Origin of the sequence: Oleidesulfovibrio sp., assembly GCF_047973035.1 — a bacterium.
In the GTDB taxonomy this organism is placed as follows: Bacteria; Desulfobacterota; Desulfovibrionia; order Desulfovibrionales; family Desulfovibrionaceae; genus Oleidesulfovibrio.
Genome location: NZ_JBKEBF010000032.1, coordinates 62990 through 76812, shown reverse-complemented (window position 1 = coordinate 76812; position 13823 = coordinate 62990). Strand labels below are relative to the sequence as shown.

Here is a 13823-nt window from a genome sequence, read left to right as displayed (position 1 = left end):
GTTATGAGGCTAGTCGCAGGTCCACTGCCATTCATTGACGTTGGTTGTGATGGGCCAGCCGTGGCCGTGCGGTTCCATCTGCGATTTGCCCACATCAAGGCAGGAGTTGATAAAGTAGGTATGGTCGAGGTTCACCATCCACGCCCATGCAGCATCTCCGCGGGTAGTGAAGCCTGTTTGCCCGTCCCATTGTGCTTTCTTCCAGTAGGGGATGGCAGCTTCCGGTGAGGGAGCTTTTCGTGCGCTTTCCAGATAGCCGTCAACGACAGGATTGGAGTAGAAACCGGCGTTCCAGTACATAGGGTCGGGGCTGGAAGGGGTGTGGTACAGTTTGTACATTTCCAGCGGGCTATGATCCCCGAAGCCGTAAACAACCACCATGCTGTGGGTCAGTTGTGTTTTTATTCTGTCCCAGCTTTCGCCACGCGGAATGGCGTTGATGCCCACAGGGCGCAGCATGTCGGATACCGCAAGGGCAAGCCCCTGACGCAGCGAATCTTTGGCGTTATAGACCACTGTAAACTCTGCCTTGGTTCCGTTCTTTTCGCGGATGCCGTCTCCGTCAGACTCTCTCCAGCCTGCTTTTTCCAGAATGTCTTTTGCCTTGTCCGGATCATTATCTGTGATGCGGGCTTCAGGGTTGTCCCACGGCAGATCGTCCACAACCCCAAAGGCGGGTCTGCCGAAGCCGTCCAGAATACCTTCCACAAGAGCCTGCCTGTTGATGGCGTAGTTCACGGCCTGACGAATGGCGAGGTCTGCGGACACATCATTGCCTATTGCAAGCCCTGCGGGCGTTTTTTTGCCTTCATCCGGCACCATAGGGAACATGAGGCCACGGTTATCTACGCTTTTCACCACATGCAGGCGCATTCCGGGAAGCTGCTGGCGGGCAAGGCTGGAAGGAACGCCAAGCACGTCAACCTGTCCGGCGCGGGCAGCAGCCAGAGCGGCGTCTTCTTCTGCAAACAGGAAGATAAGTTTGTTAATGGCGGGTGCTTTCCGTAATAGAGTTCGTTTACAGCAACAACCATCTGCTGGCCTTCATCCCAGCGGACCAGTTTGTACGGGCCGGACCCAATGGGCTTGCGTGCGTAGTTTGGACTATAGGCATGTTTGGGGACAATACCTAATGTAATAAAGTGTTGAATAAATGTGATGTCGGGGTGTTGCAGGGTGAAGACGATGGTTGTGTCATCTTTGGCGGCAGCGGCTACAAGCGGAGAAAGATCCACTTTGCCTCCCGCTTCAAGGCCTTTGCTGAACGTAAATGCCACGTCTTCAGCCGTGAGCGGGGTGCCGTCAGAAAATTTTGCATCATCACGTATGGTTACCGTCCAGACAAGTGCATCATCAGAAAGCTGCCATTTGGTGGCAAGGTCGCCATTGATGTTCATGTTGGCGTCACGCTTCAGCAATGTGCTGTGAAAAAGCGGATTGCCGTACAGGCCCCAGCCGAGCAGCGGATCGTAACCTTCGGCGTTTTCTCCGCCGACTGCCAGCACAATGCTGTCTTTGGCAGCCAGTGCCGGAACTGCGAGCATGCATACAAGCAGGCAGCACAGCAACGTGCGAGCCAGACGCTTAGGAAATGCAAAATTTGATGACATCGTCTCCTCCTGACTATTTGTATTTGATTGTTATTCGAGAAGTATTACGAATGTCAATTTTGTATTACTAAAAATATAAAAAATGAGAATTAGTTGGTCGTGCAGTGAAGAGTCTGTAGTGGAAAGGCAGTAGCGCAGCAGACGGTATTGCAAAAAAGTAGTTGCCAGCTACAGGAAAGAGCAGTTGAGGTCGCTGAATTTCAAGCCCCTTAACTGGCTGTGGCAGATTGGTTGCGCCTTGGCAATGAATGAAAAGGGACGTGTGTAAGGTTCAGATTTTGGCGAAGTCGAAGCCGGAAGAGATTTCGTAATCGGCAGCCATGGGGCAGGTTGGTAGACGTTTGTTGCCAAGGAGTAGAAAAGGCTTCGGGGGAGTGTCTGGTTTTTTGCACCAGACTGCCCGCAGTTTGTGGGCTTTCCATCTACAGCGCGGACAGCCTGTTAAACGGATAATCCGTGTTACGCAGTTTCGTACTGATTAAAACTGTGCATACGGCAGGCAGCCTTGCCAGCACCTTCTGGCGGGAAAACTGGATGCGCTTTTGTGCAGGACCGGCCTGAAACGACTGTATCCCTGTGCTACGCGAGCAAAGAAACGTCTCCGGCATCGTATACCAGTATTACATTGCATGGCAGGTCTACAATGTGCTGCAATTGTTCTTTTACGCAGGCCATCGGGTTATCGTCTGCAGGGTTGAAACCTGCAAAAAGAACAGCAGATTCACCCATGTTATCCCGCACGGCGTGCAAGGGGGCGTCAGTGGGGATGATGACAAGCTCTGCTTTGATTCGCGCACTTGCAAGCATCAGCTGCATATCTTTGGTAATATTATTCACATCAGCCTTCAGCGCTACAGGCCGCAGAATACGTAGCGGCTTATCAGCCCATTCGTTATTGGTTTGTAGCAGGTAGGCCAGCAGCATCATCAGGTCGCCGCTTTCCGGGGGGCTCCACCACAGGTTGATGGCACCGGCAGGAGCTTCGTGGAGGGTGCATTCTTCCCCGCAGCTGACTATGACCAGATTACGTTTCATTCTTTTGGCAATGGCCAATGTTTCGCGGAATACTCCTGTTTTATCAGGGTCACTGCTCCAGCCCAGCATTACGGTGTTGGGGCTCATACCGCCAATGCCGTGGCATTGCAGCAACGCCTTGACTGCTGCGTGCATATTGTCTTCCACCATGACGACAGGAAAGGCAGGAAATTCTTCTTTCAACAGAAATTTTCTCAGAATGTTTTCAGCTTCATTGCGGCGTACCAGCAGGTTTTCAAGTTCACCGTGGATAACTTGTCCGACTGAAACCACACCTCGCCCTGCAGTAAGAAGGCACGCGTATTCGCACAGGTGGCGGCGGATGTGCCCGCTACCCACCAGTGCCAGAATGGAAGGTCGCCAGTTTTTGGGATGATATTGTTCTTGTTGCAGCTTCAGTAACGCTTTCAAAGCGTTTTGGTACGCAAGCCCGCTGTCCAGATCGCCCCATTTTGATGTGATTTCTCGGCGGGCTATCAGATAAAAAAGTCCCGCAGCAAGCACTATGGCTATGCCTGCCCATACTGCATTGATCAGAAACATTACGGCGAGACAGCCCAGCGCACCTGTAAGAGCTACCGACCAGTGATTAAGCCGGAATGTAGGGCGAAAGCTGGGGTTGTTGGAGCGTCCTTCGTAAAAACATGCAAGATTAACCGTGCCGTAAGTCAGCAGAAAGAACATGGTGATGATGGGGGCGACAGTATTAAGGTCGCCTGCAACAATTCCAATCTGCGCGATGATGAATGTGAGCACGATGCCTCGGCGCGGTTCGCCGGACTTGCCGCTGCCAGCGCCAAACCAGCGCAGCCGGGGAAAAATATTGTCGCGGGCAAACGCCTGCAGAATGCGCGGGGCACCCATCATGCTGCCAAGTGCCGACGACAATGTGGCACAGAATACCCCTGCATAGATTAAAGAAGGCCACAAAGCCATGTCCCGCATGACAAATGCATCACTCGTCAGTTCACTACGGGCTGTTCCGCCAGCCAGCATAATGGCGATAACCAAATACAGAAGAGCTGAAAATCCGATACTGGCAAAGGTTCCTCTGGGTATGGATATGCTCGGCTCTTTCAGGTCGCCGGACATATTCACGCCTGCCATAATGCCCGTAACGGCGGGGAAAAAGAGCGCAAAAACGGCAAAGAATGAATATTCTGCAGTCCATTGCGAGCCCATGTTCGCGTTAAGCGTCTGCATGGAAAACTCTGCAGAGGCACCGGCAAAAAAGGACACCATGGAAAGCATAAGCACAGCCAGAATGCCGTATTGGAGCTTTATGGTCCATCCTGCTCCTATGTAAACACATAGAAAAATCAGTATATTGGTGAATGTGGATACTGCCAGCGGCGACATCGTGATGGATGGAAAAGCAGAGAAGAGAGCTTCCGTGAAACCTACTACATACAACGTGACGGCAACTGCCTGTGCAATAAAGAAGAATATGGCGATTACTCCGCCGAATTCCACCCCCAGGCTGCGGCTGATCAGAAAGTACGCCCCGCCGCCTTTGACACGCATATTGGTTGCAATCGAGCTGAGAGAAAGACCTGTGATTACTGAAATTGCTTTGGCTGCAGCAAGGATGACCAGCGTGTATCCAAGCCCGGCATATCCCACAACATTAGAGAGTCGCAGAAACATGATAACGCCGAGAATGGTAAGCAGGCTCGGCGTGAATACGCCGCCGAACGTGCCGAACTTATGAGGTGCGCCAGTTGAGCGAGCCACTTTTAAAGTATCCATAATACCCTGTGCAGTTTCAGAAGTTACTTTTGCGTAAGTAAGAAGCCCCGATGTAAGAGCATTTTACCGCGCCGGAGTTATTACGCAACTGGTTTGTTGAACATAAGAAGAAAGAAGTGCTTACGCGTATGAGAAAAAGACGGGGCAGGCGGACATACTGGATAAATGGTGCCGGTATGACGCAGACCGCCGCATGCGGATGGAGAATTGTGTGCACCCCATCTGAAGCGATATTCCGGAAGAACGTATTAGGGGTGCATATTCTCTGGCAACGTATGCTGTTACGGAATGAAAATGGCCCTCTGCGCTGAAAACGGCAGAGGGCCAAGTTATTGGAACTAGCGAATGGGGACGAGCCTGAAGTCTGTTTTATTCTCTGAAGTGGGATTTTTGATTATGCTGAAAAGCATAGTATCTGCATATTCCTCAGGCAGGTGTTCTTTGAAAATATTCTGAAAGCAGTCAGTATTGGCGTCAATAGTCATAAGATATTTGCGCTGCTCGGCATATTTTATCAATTTTTTATTGTAGTTGGCGTATTGTTCCTGATCTTTGCATATGTCGACAGAAGGCTGAAACTCTTGCAGTCTGACTGGGAAATAATGGTACGAAGTGAGGTCCCATATTTCTTTAACAGGGCGAACTGTAATGAAGAGTAATTCATCGTCTTTAAACGTTATTCCTGCCTGTTCCGCAAAAGCATACGCGTTTTGGTAGGCTGTTACATTGTCGCGCCATTCTTTTGAAAGATACCGGAAGTAATAACCCGGAGTATCCCAGAGGTAGAGCAGGGCCAGTAATAGTGCAAAGCAGGATGCAGTAATCCGCCCTTTTTTTACTTCAGAACCGGCTTGTTGGCAGTCTTCGGTCTGTGCAACTTCAGTGCGCGAAGGACCAAGCAGCAGGCTTACCGCGAAGAGAAAATAAGCCATCAGAAATACCCCTGCATAGCGGGGCATGGACATGACATTTAGCCCTTCATACGTACTGAAGATGAAAAGCTGCAGGTAGAGAATGCTGAGAAGATAAAATAAGCAAAATCCCGTCAGTATACTCCACGTAAGCAGAATGTCTTTGCGATGGCCTTTCTTGCGCCTTAGTGCGGCCAGCATGAATATTAACGAGATGCAAACAAGCCAGCCCACCACATGCAGCTTTGGTATCTTTCTATAGTCAGCATCAAATCCAAGAGCTTCTATGGCCTTGTAAACGAACCTGTCAGAGTGAGAAATATTATTGATGGGGTATGATGAAAGCGCCTTCATAAAGGCGTCAACAATCTGCCCGTCGTGTCCCTGAGGACTGCCAGACAACAAAGCCGCTATCCGTTCTGTCGGAGTCGTAAAGGGAAGTTGTTTTGTAATGTGCAGGGATTCGTTACGTATTTTCCAGCTGGTGGAAATGGCCATAGGCATGGCAACCATAAGAATTAAAGCAAGAAGAGCCGCACTGCGTGCTGCAGAGCGACTGAATATTTCCTTTCGCCATACCAGAGCTCCGAAAATCACTGCCATAATGACAAGCACGATGCCTGCGCTTTTGATGAATGTGATGGCGCAAGCTGCAAGCGTAATGCTGATTGCTTGTACTTTGTCAATCCGGACCCGGTAGATGAATACCAGTAAGGACGCAAAACCTAGTCCAAGAAAACCATCTACGAACAATTTAAACAGAACGCCGCGGCCCGGGCCTTGAACAGCAATAAAAAGGCTGAGCAGCATGAGCACCAAGGTACTTTTGCGTCGCCAGTGCAGGCTGGTGAAAAGCGGCGCTGCTATCATACCTATCATTATCGCATGGCCGAAGTAGAGCGTGCTGTCTGCCATGGGCATGACAGTGAGGCAGAACCTGTGAAAGAGGGCTGCACCGGGAAAGTACTCTTTCCATCCTACCGGAATTTCATTTGTTACATAGCTGTTGAAAAAGTAGAGCGCTTTTGAGGCCTTGCCCCAATATTGTCCTTCGGAAGTGTAGTGGGCAAATGCGTTATGGTTAAAAAGCCAGTAGAGGACGATAAACAGTAGCGGCAGAATGACTTCCGGCAAGGCGATCAGGCGCACATGTCCTTTTTTGGCCAGAAACCAGATTGAAAACGGCAGCAGCATGATACCGACGAATAGTATCACCCATGCCCACTGAAAAGCATGGAGGAAGCCAAGCGGGTACATTGCCAGCAGGATCAGGCCGACTGCGGCAAAAAGATTTATTCCGGGGTTCTTTTTAGTAATACACGTAAGACTGAGGCCGTATCCTGTAACCGAGGCCAGAGGAAGAGCGGCGGAGAGAACGGACGTTTCCATAACTATCTCGCCTAGGATGCAGAGAATTTAAAAATAAATGAGCGCTGTACGACAAAGTTGAAGAAAAACAGGAAGGTTTCAGCAATCAGTTTAGCTATGATGACATCTATGCCTGCTGCATGCATGGCCCTGATCAGCAGGTAGCTGATAACTCCGGAAAAGAGAACGAGCGCAAGATACTTTGGAATGGAGGAAAGAACGTTATCGTTACTGCGAAACACAGTATTACGATTAAGGATGTAATTAAGGCATAGTGAACCTAGTCTGCCGACAATCTGACTGCCTGCGATATTGGGCCAGAATAAAAAAACGATGGCAAAGAGCAGATTGTCCACCACTGCGGAAAGCATGGATGAAAATACGAACCGGAGCATCACAAGGTAGATGCGCATAGAGTCCATGATGGGGTTGAAATGTGATGTGGCGTTCCCGTCGATGTAAATGGTTTGTATTGGTACCTCGACAATGGAATAGCGTCCCTTGCTCTGGATGAGCATGTCCATTTCAAATTCATATCCTTTTGCATCTGACAGGAGAAGCTGCGGGATGAAACCTGCCGGAATGCCGCGTAGTCCTGTCTGGGTATCGGTAACAGCCTGCCCTGTCAGAAAGCGCATTAAATTGCGGGTTACTATATTCCCCAGCTTACTCCGCAAGGGAACGTTGTTACCAAAATTGCGGACACCTAAAATAAGATGGTTACGATGTGTAGCCAGTGCCTTGGCGGTCTGTACTATGTCGTATACCGCGTGCTGCCCGTCAGCATCTGCTGTGACAACGCCGATTGTTTCGCCATTTTCCTGTGCAGCACGCAATCCGGTTTTGAGCGCTGCCCCTTTCCCTTTGTTTTGCTTATGGTACAGCACGGTTACTGAAGGCAGAGCCTCAATGGCAGCGAATATATGATTACAATCGGCAGAGCTGCCATCATTGACAACAAGTACGCCGGAAAAAATATTTTCTGTAATAATTTGTGTAACCACTGCAGGTAAGGTGGGCGATGGATTGTATGCGGGAATAAGCAGGTGCATTGTTGTTCCTCGAAGTACCCGAAATCGTGCTCCTTAGCATCCCTTATATAGCCAATGATCATAAAAACCGTTGGAAAACTTTGGGGAAAAGTAAGGAGATTTGCATGTTGTTTGTGCTTTGGAGAGGTTATCGGGTGCTGCATACCTGATTAGCTTGCAGCTTGTAAACGTGGAATCTGTAGTTGATGTGCTGTGTCTGAATAGCATTATACATTCTTTAGTGTATGTATAATCGTAGTAAATTATTATTACATACAAAAATTCTTGGATATAGGTCGGAGGTCCCTCTATGGCCAGTAGGGTGTATCAGAAAAATAAGGCTGTTATGGACGAAAGTTTTATTGAAACTTGAAAGTGCGCACATTTGGTAGTGCATAAAAAAAGCCTGATCCGGTATCGAAAAAGTACCGGATCAGGCGGAAATGTGAGCCGCTGAAAAGCGTGGATTTGTTAATCCGAGATAACAGCTGTCTGGCGAGAAGCTTTGAGCATTACTTCTGTGACGAATTTTGCGTCGTTTCTGGTTGTCCAGTAATCAGTCACATAGCGCTCATACGATTCGTCACCGATAGAGTATCCGTGATGGCGAGCCCAGCGGCGGATTTTTTTGTAGGTTTCACCGATGGTTTCGTGCGGTCCGATGTGGTAGCACGACACCATCATGTGGCCCCCGATAATCGTGGTGTGTTCGTCTGTGCAGGGCATCAGGGTTTTCTGGATGATCCTGATGTCTTGCTCCTTGTCTTTCATTCTTGCTTCGTGTGAAGGGAAGTTCAGAATGACGGGACCGGTAATTTCATTGGCCAGACTTTCGACAAAGTTTGTGAAGTCGATATTGATAATGGCCGCCTTGATATTGGCGTCGTAGTGCTGGTTTAAAAACAGGTAGCTGGAAGGTTCCACATACTTGATGGAGACTTCCTGAATATTGTTGTCGATGACCATTTCCGCTTCCAGAATAAGGTCATGCCAGTCTTTCACCGAAATGTATTTGCGGCGGATTTCTTCCTGTTCTTCTTCCAGTTCTTTAATTTTGGTAAGAAACGAATTTCTGATGGCACGGTATACATTGGCCGTGTTGCCCTCAATAAATTCACGCATTTCTTCCAGCTTAAAGCCCATCTGTTTGTAATATTTGATGACGGGCACAGCCAGTAGGGATTCCTGCGTATAGTAGCGGTAGTTGTTATAGTCCTGCCGCTGCGACGTGATAAGGCCTATTTTGTCGTAATAGCGAAGCGCTTTTTTGGAAATATTGCAAATCTGGCTTACATCGCCGATGGAATATCTGTTCTGTTGCTTCACAGCCTTTTCTCCTTTCACAAAGGTGCATCCTGCCCGAATACAACGGTGTCATCACTATGCAGTATACCTGCATATGGGGACGGATGACAGCAGCTGTTACAACCTTTGTGCTCAGTACGAAAACTCGCGTTCAGACAGCTTCCATTATGGTGCCTGTCGGCAACTCTTCCTTATTCTCACATAGAAGCCGTCAGAAATGAAACAAGAGCCTGCTTATTGTAGCGCAGGCCTGCAAAAGAAAAATCCGGGGATGCCCGGTGGGCATCCCCGTTATACAGACAACAGCCTGCGATATTAGTCTTTGATGTAGCGGTTGATAGTGTCAGCGCCTTCGGCGTGAGCACGGAAGTACACCCGCAGTTCGTTTCTGCCGTCCATGTCAAAGCGGGATTCTTCCAGAAGGCCGTTGGCTTCTGCAGTCATCAGTGCGCTGAGGATGGAGTCTTTTTTGAAAGCTTTAAAGTGACCGTACTGGTCTTTCAGGGCTTCCATTACTTCGCATGCGCTGGCTTCTTCAACTTTGGTGAAATGCTTCAGGATAGCGTAGTTAAGCGGCTTCATATGGTTAGTTCCTTTTTTTCAGCAGGTCCATGGGGTTCATGGAAATGAGGAAGATACCGGCAACCATTACGACTGCAGCAGCCCATGCGATGGGGGGCATGGACCAGCCGTCAAGGCCGAAAGCAACGCCGAGAATGATCCAGCAGCAGAAGGGGCCCCAGAAAGAGAAGGTGCCGTTGCAAGCCATGCCCAGAGCAGCACCGCACATTGCGTTACCCTTGTACCAGAACATGAAGGTCAGGTATGCGCTAAGACCGGCGCAGGCAAACCAGATCATGGAAGTGCCGTCACCGAAGGCGGTGGCAACCATGGTCACGGGGTTGATGTCGGAAATCATGCTGAACAGGGGCACCAGGATGATCAGGTTGGAAAGACCGGAGGTCACCTGACGGATGGTGATGCCGATTTCAGGGTCGATCATGGAAGTGCCGTAACCGCATACGCAGCCTTCGATACCCCAGCAAAGAGCGGCGATAAAGCCGAAGAAAATACCGGTAAGCAGGCTGGGCGGTGCTTCTGCACCCATGCCGGTGCTGCCGATCATGGCGCTGGCTGCAAAGCAGATGGTGATACCCATCATCATGCGGGCATTGAGTTCCTGCTTAAAGAGAACGCGGCCGAGGATAGCGCCGATGGCAGGGCATAGTGCGCTGATGGGAACGACAATGGAGCCAGCCTGCTGCAGGCCTACAACGTAGGCTGTGCTGGCCAGAGGGCCGCCGATGATGGCAGCGGCTACCATTACCATGCCGGGTTTGGTTTTGATGCAGCGCAAAAAGTCGCTGAAACGGCCGCGGATGCCCGCAATGCTCATGGCCCAGAGAGCGCTGGAGCTGTCAGTTACGGCAGCACCGAGTGCGGCGAGCAGGTACATTACGGCAAAAGCGGAAAGGCCGGAGTTTTCACCGTACCATTCTACCCATACGCCGGTGGACATGCCCAGGGTCATGAATGCGGTATAAAAACCGTACAACAGACCGGAAAGCAGGGCGATGATGATGCCCTTGCGGCGGAAGTCAGTCGCCAGTTTGTGTTTGGCAGTCAGCGCTGCCGGGTTAGTCATTACTGCTGTTTGCCCCATTAGTTTCTCCTTGCACCTTGGTTGGTCTTTATAAAAACTCCATCCTAATCAGACCCTTGCGTGAGTCTCCGCTCAAGCAAGGTACTCCTATTATCTGTTTAGCATTCCCCTTAAGGGGAAGGTCAACGCGAAAATGCTCGTTAGGGGCAATGTGGAGTTTAACGGTGCGTCTTTGAGGTGTAACCCGCTGTTTTTATATGTGTAAGTTTTTGTTAAATAATTGTGAAAAAAATATCTTGGTTGTACATTCAACCAACTCAACCTTCCTCCCACCGGAAGCTCTAGCCGGCAGTTCATGATTCGATTTTTCATTTTCTGTTTGAATAGCGCAGCGATAGTTGCTGGTGCTTATAACGGGTTGTCGTTCTGTGCATTTTTTTGATTGCAGATTACTTTTTGGTGCCGATTCAGGCAGTTGTGAATGCTGAATGCAGTCGCGTTTTAGTGTTGTGTGGTACTCACTTTTATAATTTGCTGTTTTAGTGTTTTTTCCATTCCTTCAAAACGTAATGGCCAAGCTTCTTTTGTCTCGTCCGAAGATATTTCCACCAGCCGGAAAACAACACCGAGCACACAGTTTTAGTCTGTTAAAGTAACAGGCTGTGTGCTTGCTTCTTTACCTTCACTACATCCTTCCCACACATCAACTCTCCCCTTAAGGAGTTACCTTCGGGAGGAGGTTTTCTGGCGTGTACAGGTTGGTCAGACACGCAGGAAATGCCTTTTTCGGCCTTGTTATGGTTAGTAATTTCAGCCTCTGGAGGGGAAATGTGAATAAACAAGCTTTGTTATATTTTTCGCAAACTTTTTTCAAAAGGGTGTTGACTTTCCCCTTCGGGGGAAGGGCTACGCTTTATTCAACCTGGGAAAAGTAGACCGGAGGGGATGGACCCGAAGGGTGGATTTACAGCAACGAATGAGGGAGCAGCGGTATGGGTGAATACATCAGGTATCAAGGGGAAGAGGCGCTGGGACTGATCGAGACTCTCGGTATGGTTCCTGCCATCTACGGCGCTGACAGCATGCTTAAGGCAGCCAATGTGCAACTTATTTCTTATGAAAACGTGGGCTCCACGCTGGTAACCGTTATGGTTAAAGGCGATGTAGCTGCGGTTCAGGCCTCCGTTGACGCAGGTTCTGTAGCAGCCGGCAAAATCGGCAAGCTTACTGCTCACAACGTGATGCCCCGTCCTATCAAGCCTATCGGCGATATTGTTTCCGTACACGCCATCACCGACGACTCTGACGAGCCCGCAAGCGGCGAACGTCCCAAGGCCATGGGCCTCATCGAAACGTTCGGAATCGTATACGTGCTCGAAGCTGCAGACGCAATGCTTAAAACCGCAGACGTCGAGCTGATCGGTTACGAAAACGTGGCTTCCGGTTACATTTCCGTGCTGATTCAGGGTGATGTGGCCGCTTGTCAGGCTGCTGTGGAATCCGGCGTAAAGGCCGTGCAGGAAATGGGCGCAGAGGTTTACAGCTCTGTGGTTATTCCTACTCCGCATCCTGACGTGGCGAAGATCACCAAGCGTTACGCTCTTGAGAACCTGCTGCCCTAGCCGTGCGGTGGTCGGGAAGCAGGCAGAGGATAAGGCACCGGATTCCGGTTCGGACACAGGAACGGCAAAGGGGTAGATGATGATAGTCGATAACGATCTTCTCTCCATACAGGAAGCCAGAATTCTGGCGGAAAATGCAGGGCGCGCTCAGCGTACGTTTGCTGCGTTCCCGCAGGAAAAGCTGGATGAGATCGTCGAGGCCGTAGCCGAAGCAGTCGGGCAACAGGCAGAGGCGCTTGCCGCGATGTCTCATGAAGAGACTGACTACGGCAATCGCACAGACAAGCAGGTGAAAAACCGCTTTGTGTGCTGTCAGGTACGCGAAAAACTGCGCGGCATGCGCTGTGTCGGCGTCATTGACCGTGATGAGCACAAACACACCATGGACATCGGTGTGCCCATGGGTGTCATTGCCGCTCTGTGTCCTGCCACAAGCCCTGTTTCAACAACCATTTACAAGACGCTGATTGCCATCAAATCCGGTAATGCCATCGTCTTTTCTCCCCATCCGCGTGCCGCAAAAAGCATTGCCGCCGCTCTCGACATTATGATCGAAGCTGCACATGCACACGGCCTGCCGGAAGGGTGTCTGTCGTACATGACCACGGTGACCAAAAGCGGCACCGCGGAATTGATGAATCATGCGTGCACGGCGCTTATCATGCTTTCGGGTGTACCCGGCATGATCAAGGCTGCCCGCTGTAGCGGCAAGCCCGTCATTTACGGCGGCACCGGTCACGGCCCTGCATTCATCGAGCGCTCCGCAGATGTCCGTCAGGCGGTTAATGATATTATCAGCAGCAAGACCTTTGACAACGGTATCGCCCCTTCAGCCGAGCAGTCCATCGTTGTCGATGCCTGTATCGCTCAGGATGTGCGGCGCGTCTTGCAGGATAACGGTGCCTACTTCATGTCTGAAGAAGAGTCTCTGCGACTTGCGGATATGCTTTTCTGTGCAGACGGGCGCCACAAGGCGGGCATGATAGGTGTGTCCGCAGACGTTCTTGCGCGCAGGGCAGGCTTCAGTGTGCCTTCCGGTGTGAAGGTGCTGATCGCAGAACGCAAATACGTTTCCGAGACAGACCCGTACTCGCGGGAACTGCTCTCTCCCGTCCTTGCCTATTACGTTGAAGATGACTGGATGCATGCCTGCGAAAAGTGCATCGAACTGCTTCTTCATGAGCGTAAAGCCCACACCCTTGTGATTCATTCCCGTGATGAAGACGTCATTCTGCAGTTTGCCCTCAAAAAACCTGTGGGCCGGCTGCTGGTGAACACTCCCGCTACCTTCGGCGGGTTGGGTGTGACCACCAACCTTTTCCCCTCTGTGACGTTGGGGAGCGGTTCCGCAGGGCAGGGCATCACAGCCGACAACGTCTCTCCGATGAACCTTATCTACAGACGTAAAGTCGGCTACGGCGTCAGGCATCACAGCGGCATTGCGGCCGCACCTTGTGCAGTTCCGCAGGCCGCTCAGCAAGACGGCAAGCACACTCACGATACCCAATCTCAGCAAATGTATGCGCTCCAGCGGATTCTGACGGAAGTCATCGAAGCCATGGGCCGCGATACAGACAGATGATGAAAAT

General features: G+C 50.5%; 8 protein-coding genes and 2 pseudogenes. 3 read left to right on the top strand and 7 right to left on the bottom strand.

Annotated features, from left to right (window positions below):
- Nucleotides 1-9 precede the first annotated feature (9 nt).
- The 7 genes and pseudogenes from ACK5LI_RS09990 to ACK5LI_RS09960 form a co-directional block, all read right to left on the bottom strand.
- Nucleotides 10-1397 (bottom strand): annotated as a pseudogene (locus ACK5LI_RS09990) (ABC transporter substrate-binding protein).
- A 792-nt stretch (nucleotides 1398-2189) separates the two neighbouring features.
- Nucleotides 2190-4394, bottom strand: coding sequence for an amino acid permease (locus tag ACK5LI_RS09985; protein ID WP_416948801.1), 2205 nt, complete (start codon nucleotides 4392-4394; stop codon nucleotides 2190-2192).
- Nucleotides 4395-4732: 338 nt separating this feature from the next.
- Nucleotides 4733-6694, bottom strand: a complete 1962-nt coding sequence (locus ACK5LI_RS09980) for a hypothetical protein (protein ID WP_416948799.1) — start codon at nucleotides 6692-6694, stop codon at nucleotides 4733-4735.
- An 11-nt stretch (nucleotides 6695-6705) separates the two neighbouring features.
- The gene (locus ACK5LI_RS09975) at nucleotides 6706-7725 is read right to left on the bottom strand and encodes a glycosyltransferase (protein WP_416948797.1); all 1020 of its coding nucleotides are present in this window, start codon (nucleotides 7723-7725) and stop codon (nucleotides 6706-6708) included.
- 450 nt (nucleotides 7726-8175) lie between these two features.
- The gene (locus ACK5LI_RS09970) at nucleotides 8176-9030 is read right to left on the bottom strand and encodes a MerR family transcriptional regulator (RefSeq protein WP_416948795.1); all 855 of its coding nucleotides are present in this window, start codon (nucleotides 9028-9030) and stop codon (nucleotides 8176-8178) included.
- A gap of 294 nt (nucleotides 9031-9324) precedes the next feature.
- Nucleotides 9325-9591 (bottom strand): hypothetical protein, encoded by a 267-nt coding sequence (locus ACK5LI_RS09965; protein ID WP_416948793.1) that lies wholly within the window; start codon nucleotides 9589-9591, stop codon nucleotides 9325-9327.
- A gap of 4 nt (nucleotides 9592-9595) precedes the next feature.
- On the bottom strand, nucleotides 9596-10672 hold the full coding sequence (locus tag ACK5LI_RS09960) for a hypothetical protein (protein WP_416948791.1): 1077 nt from the start codon (nucleotides 10670-10672) through the stop codon (nucleotides 9596-9598).
- Nucleotides 10673-11604: 932 nt separating this feature from the next.
- On the opposite strand from ACK5LI_RS09960, the pseudogene ACK5LI_RS09955 reads away from it, so the two are divergent.
- The 3 genes and pseudogenes from ACK5LI_RS09955 to ACK5LI_RS09945 all read left to right on the top strand — a co-directional run.
- Nucleotides 11605-11805: pseudogene (locus ACK5LI_RS09955) on the top strand (BMC domain-containing protein); the annotation flags it as partial.
- A 144-nt stretch (nucleotides 11806-11949) separates the two neighbouring features.
- Complete coding sequence (locus ACK5LI_RS09950; protein ID WP_416948981.1) at nucleotides 11950-12234, top strand: BMC domain-containing protein; 285 nt, start codon at nucleotides 11950-11952, stop codon at nucleotides 12232-12234.
- A 76-nt stretch (nucleotides 12235-12310) separates the two neighbouring features.
- A complete protein-coding gene (locus tag ACK5LI_RS09945; protein ID WP_416948789.1) occupies nucleotides 12311-13816 on the top strand; it encodes an aldehyde dehydrogenase family protein in 1506 nt (501 codons plus the stop codon).
- The last annotated feature ends 7 nt before the right edge of the window (nucleotides 13817-13823 follow it).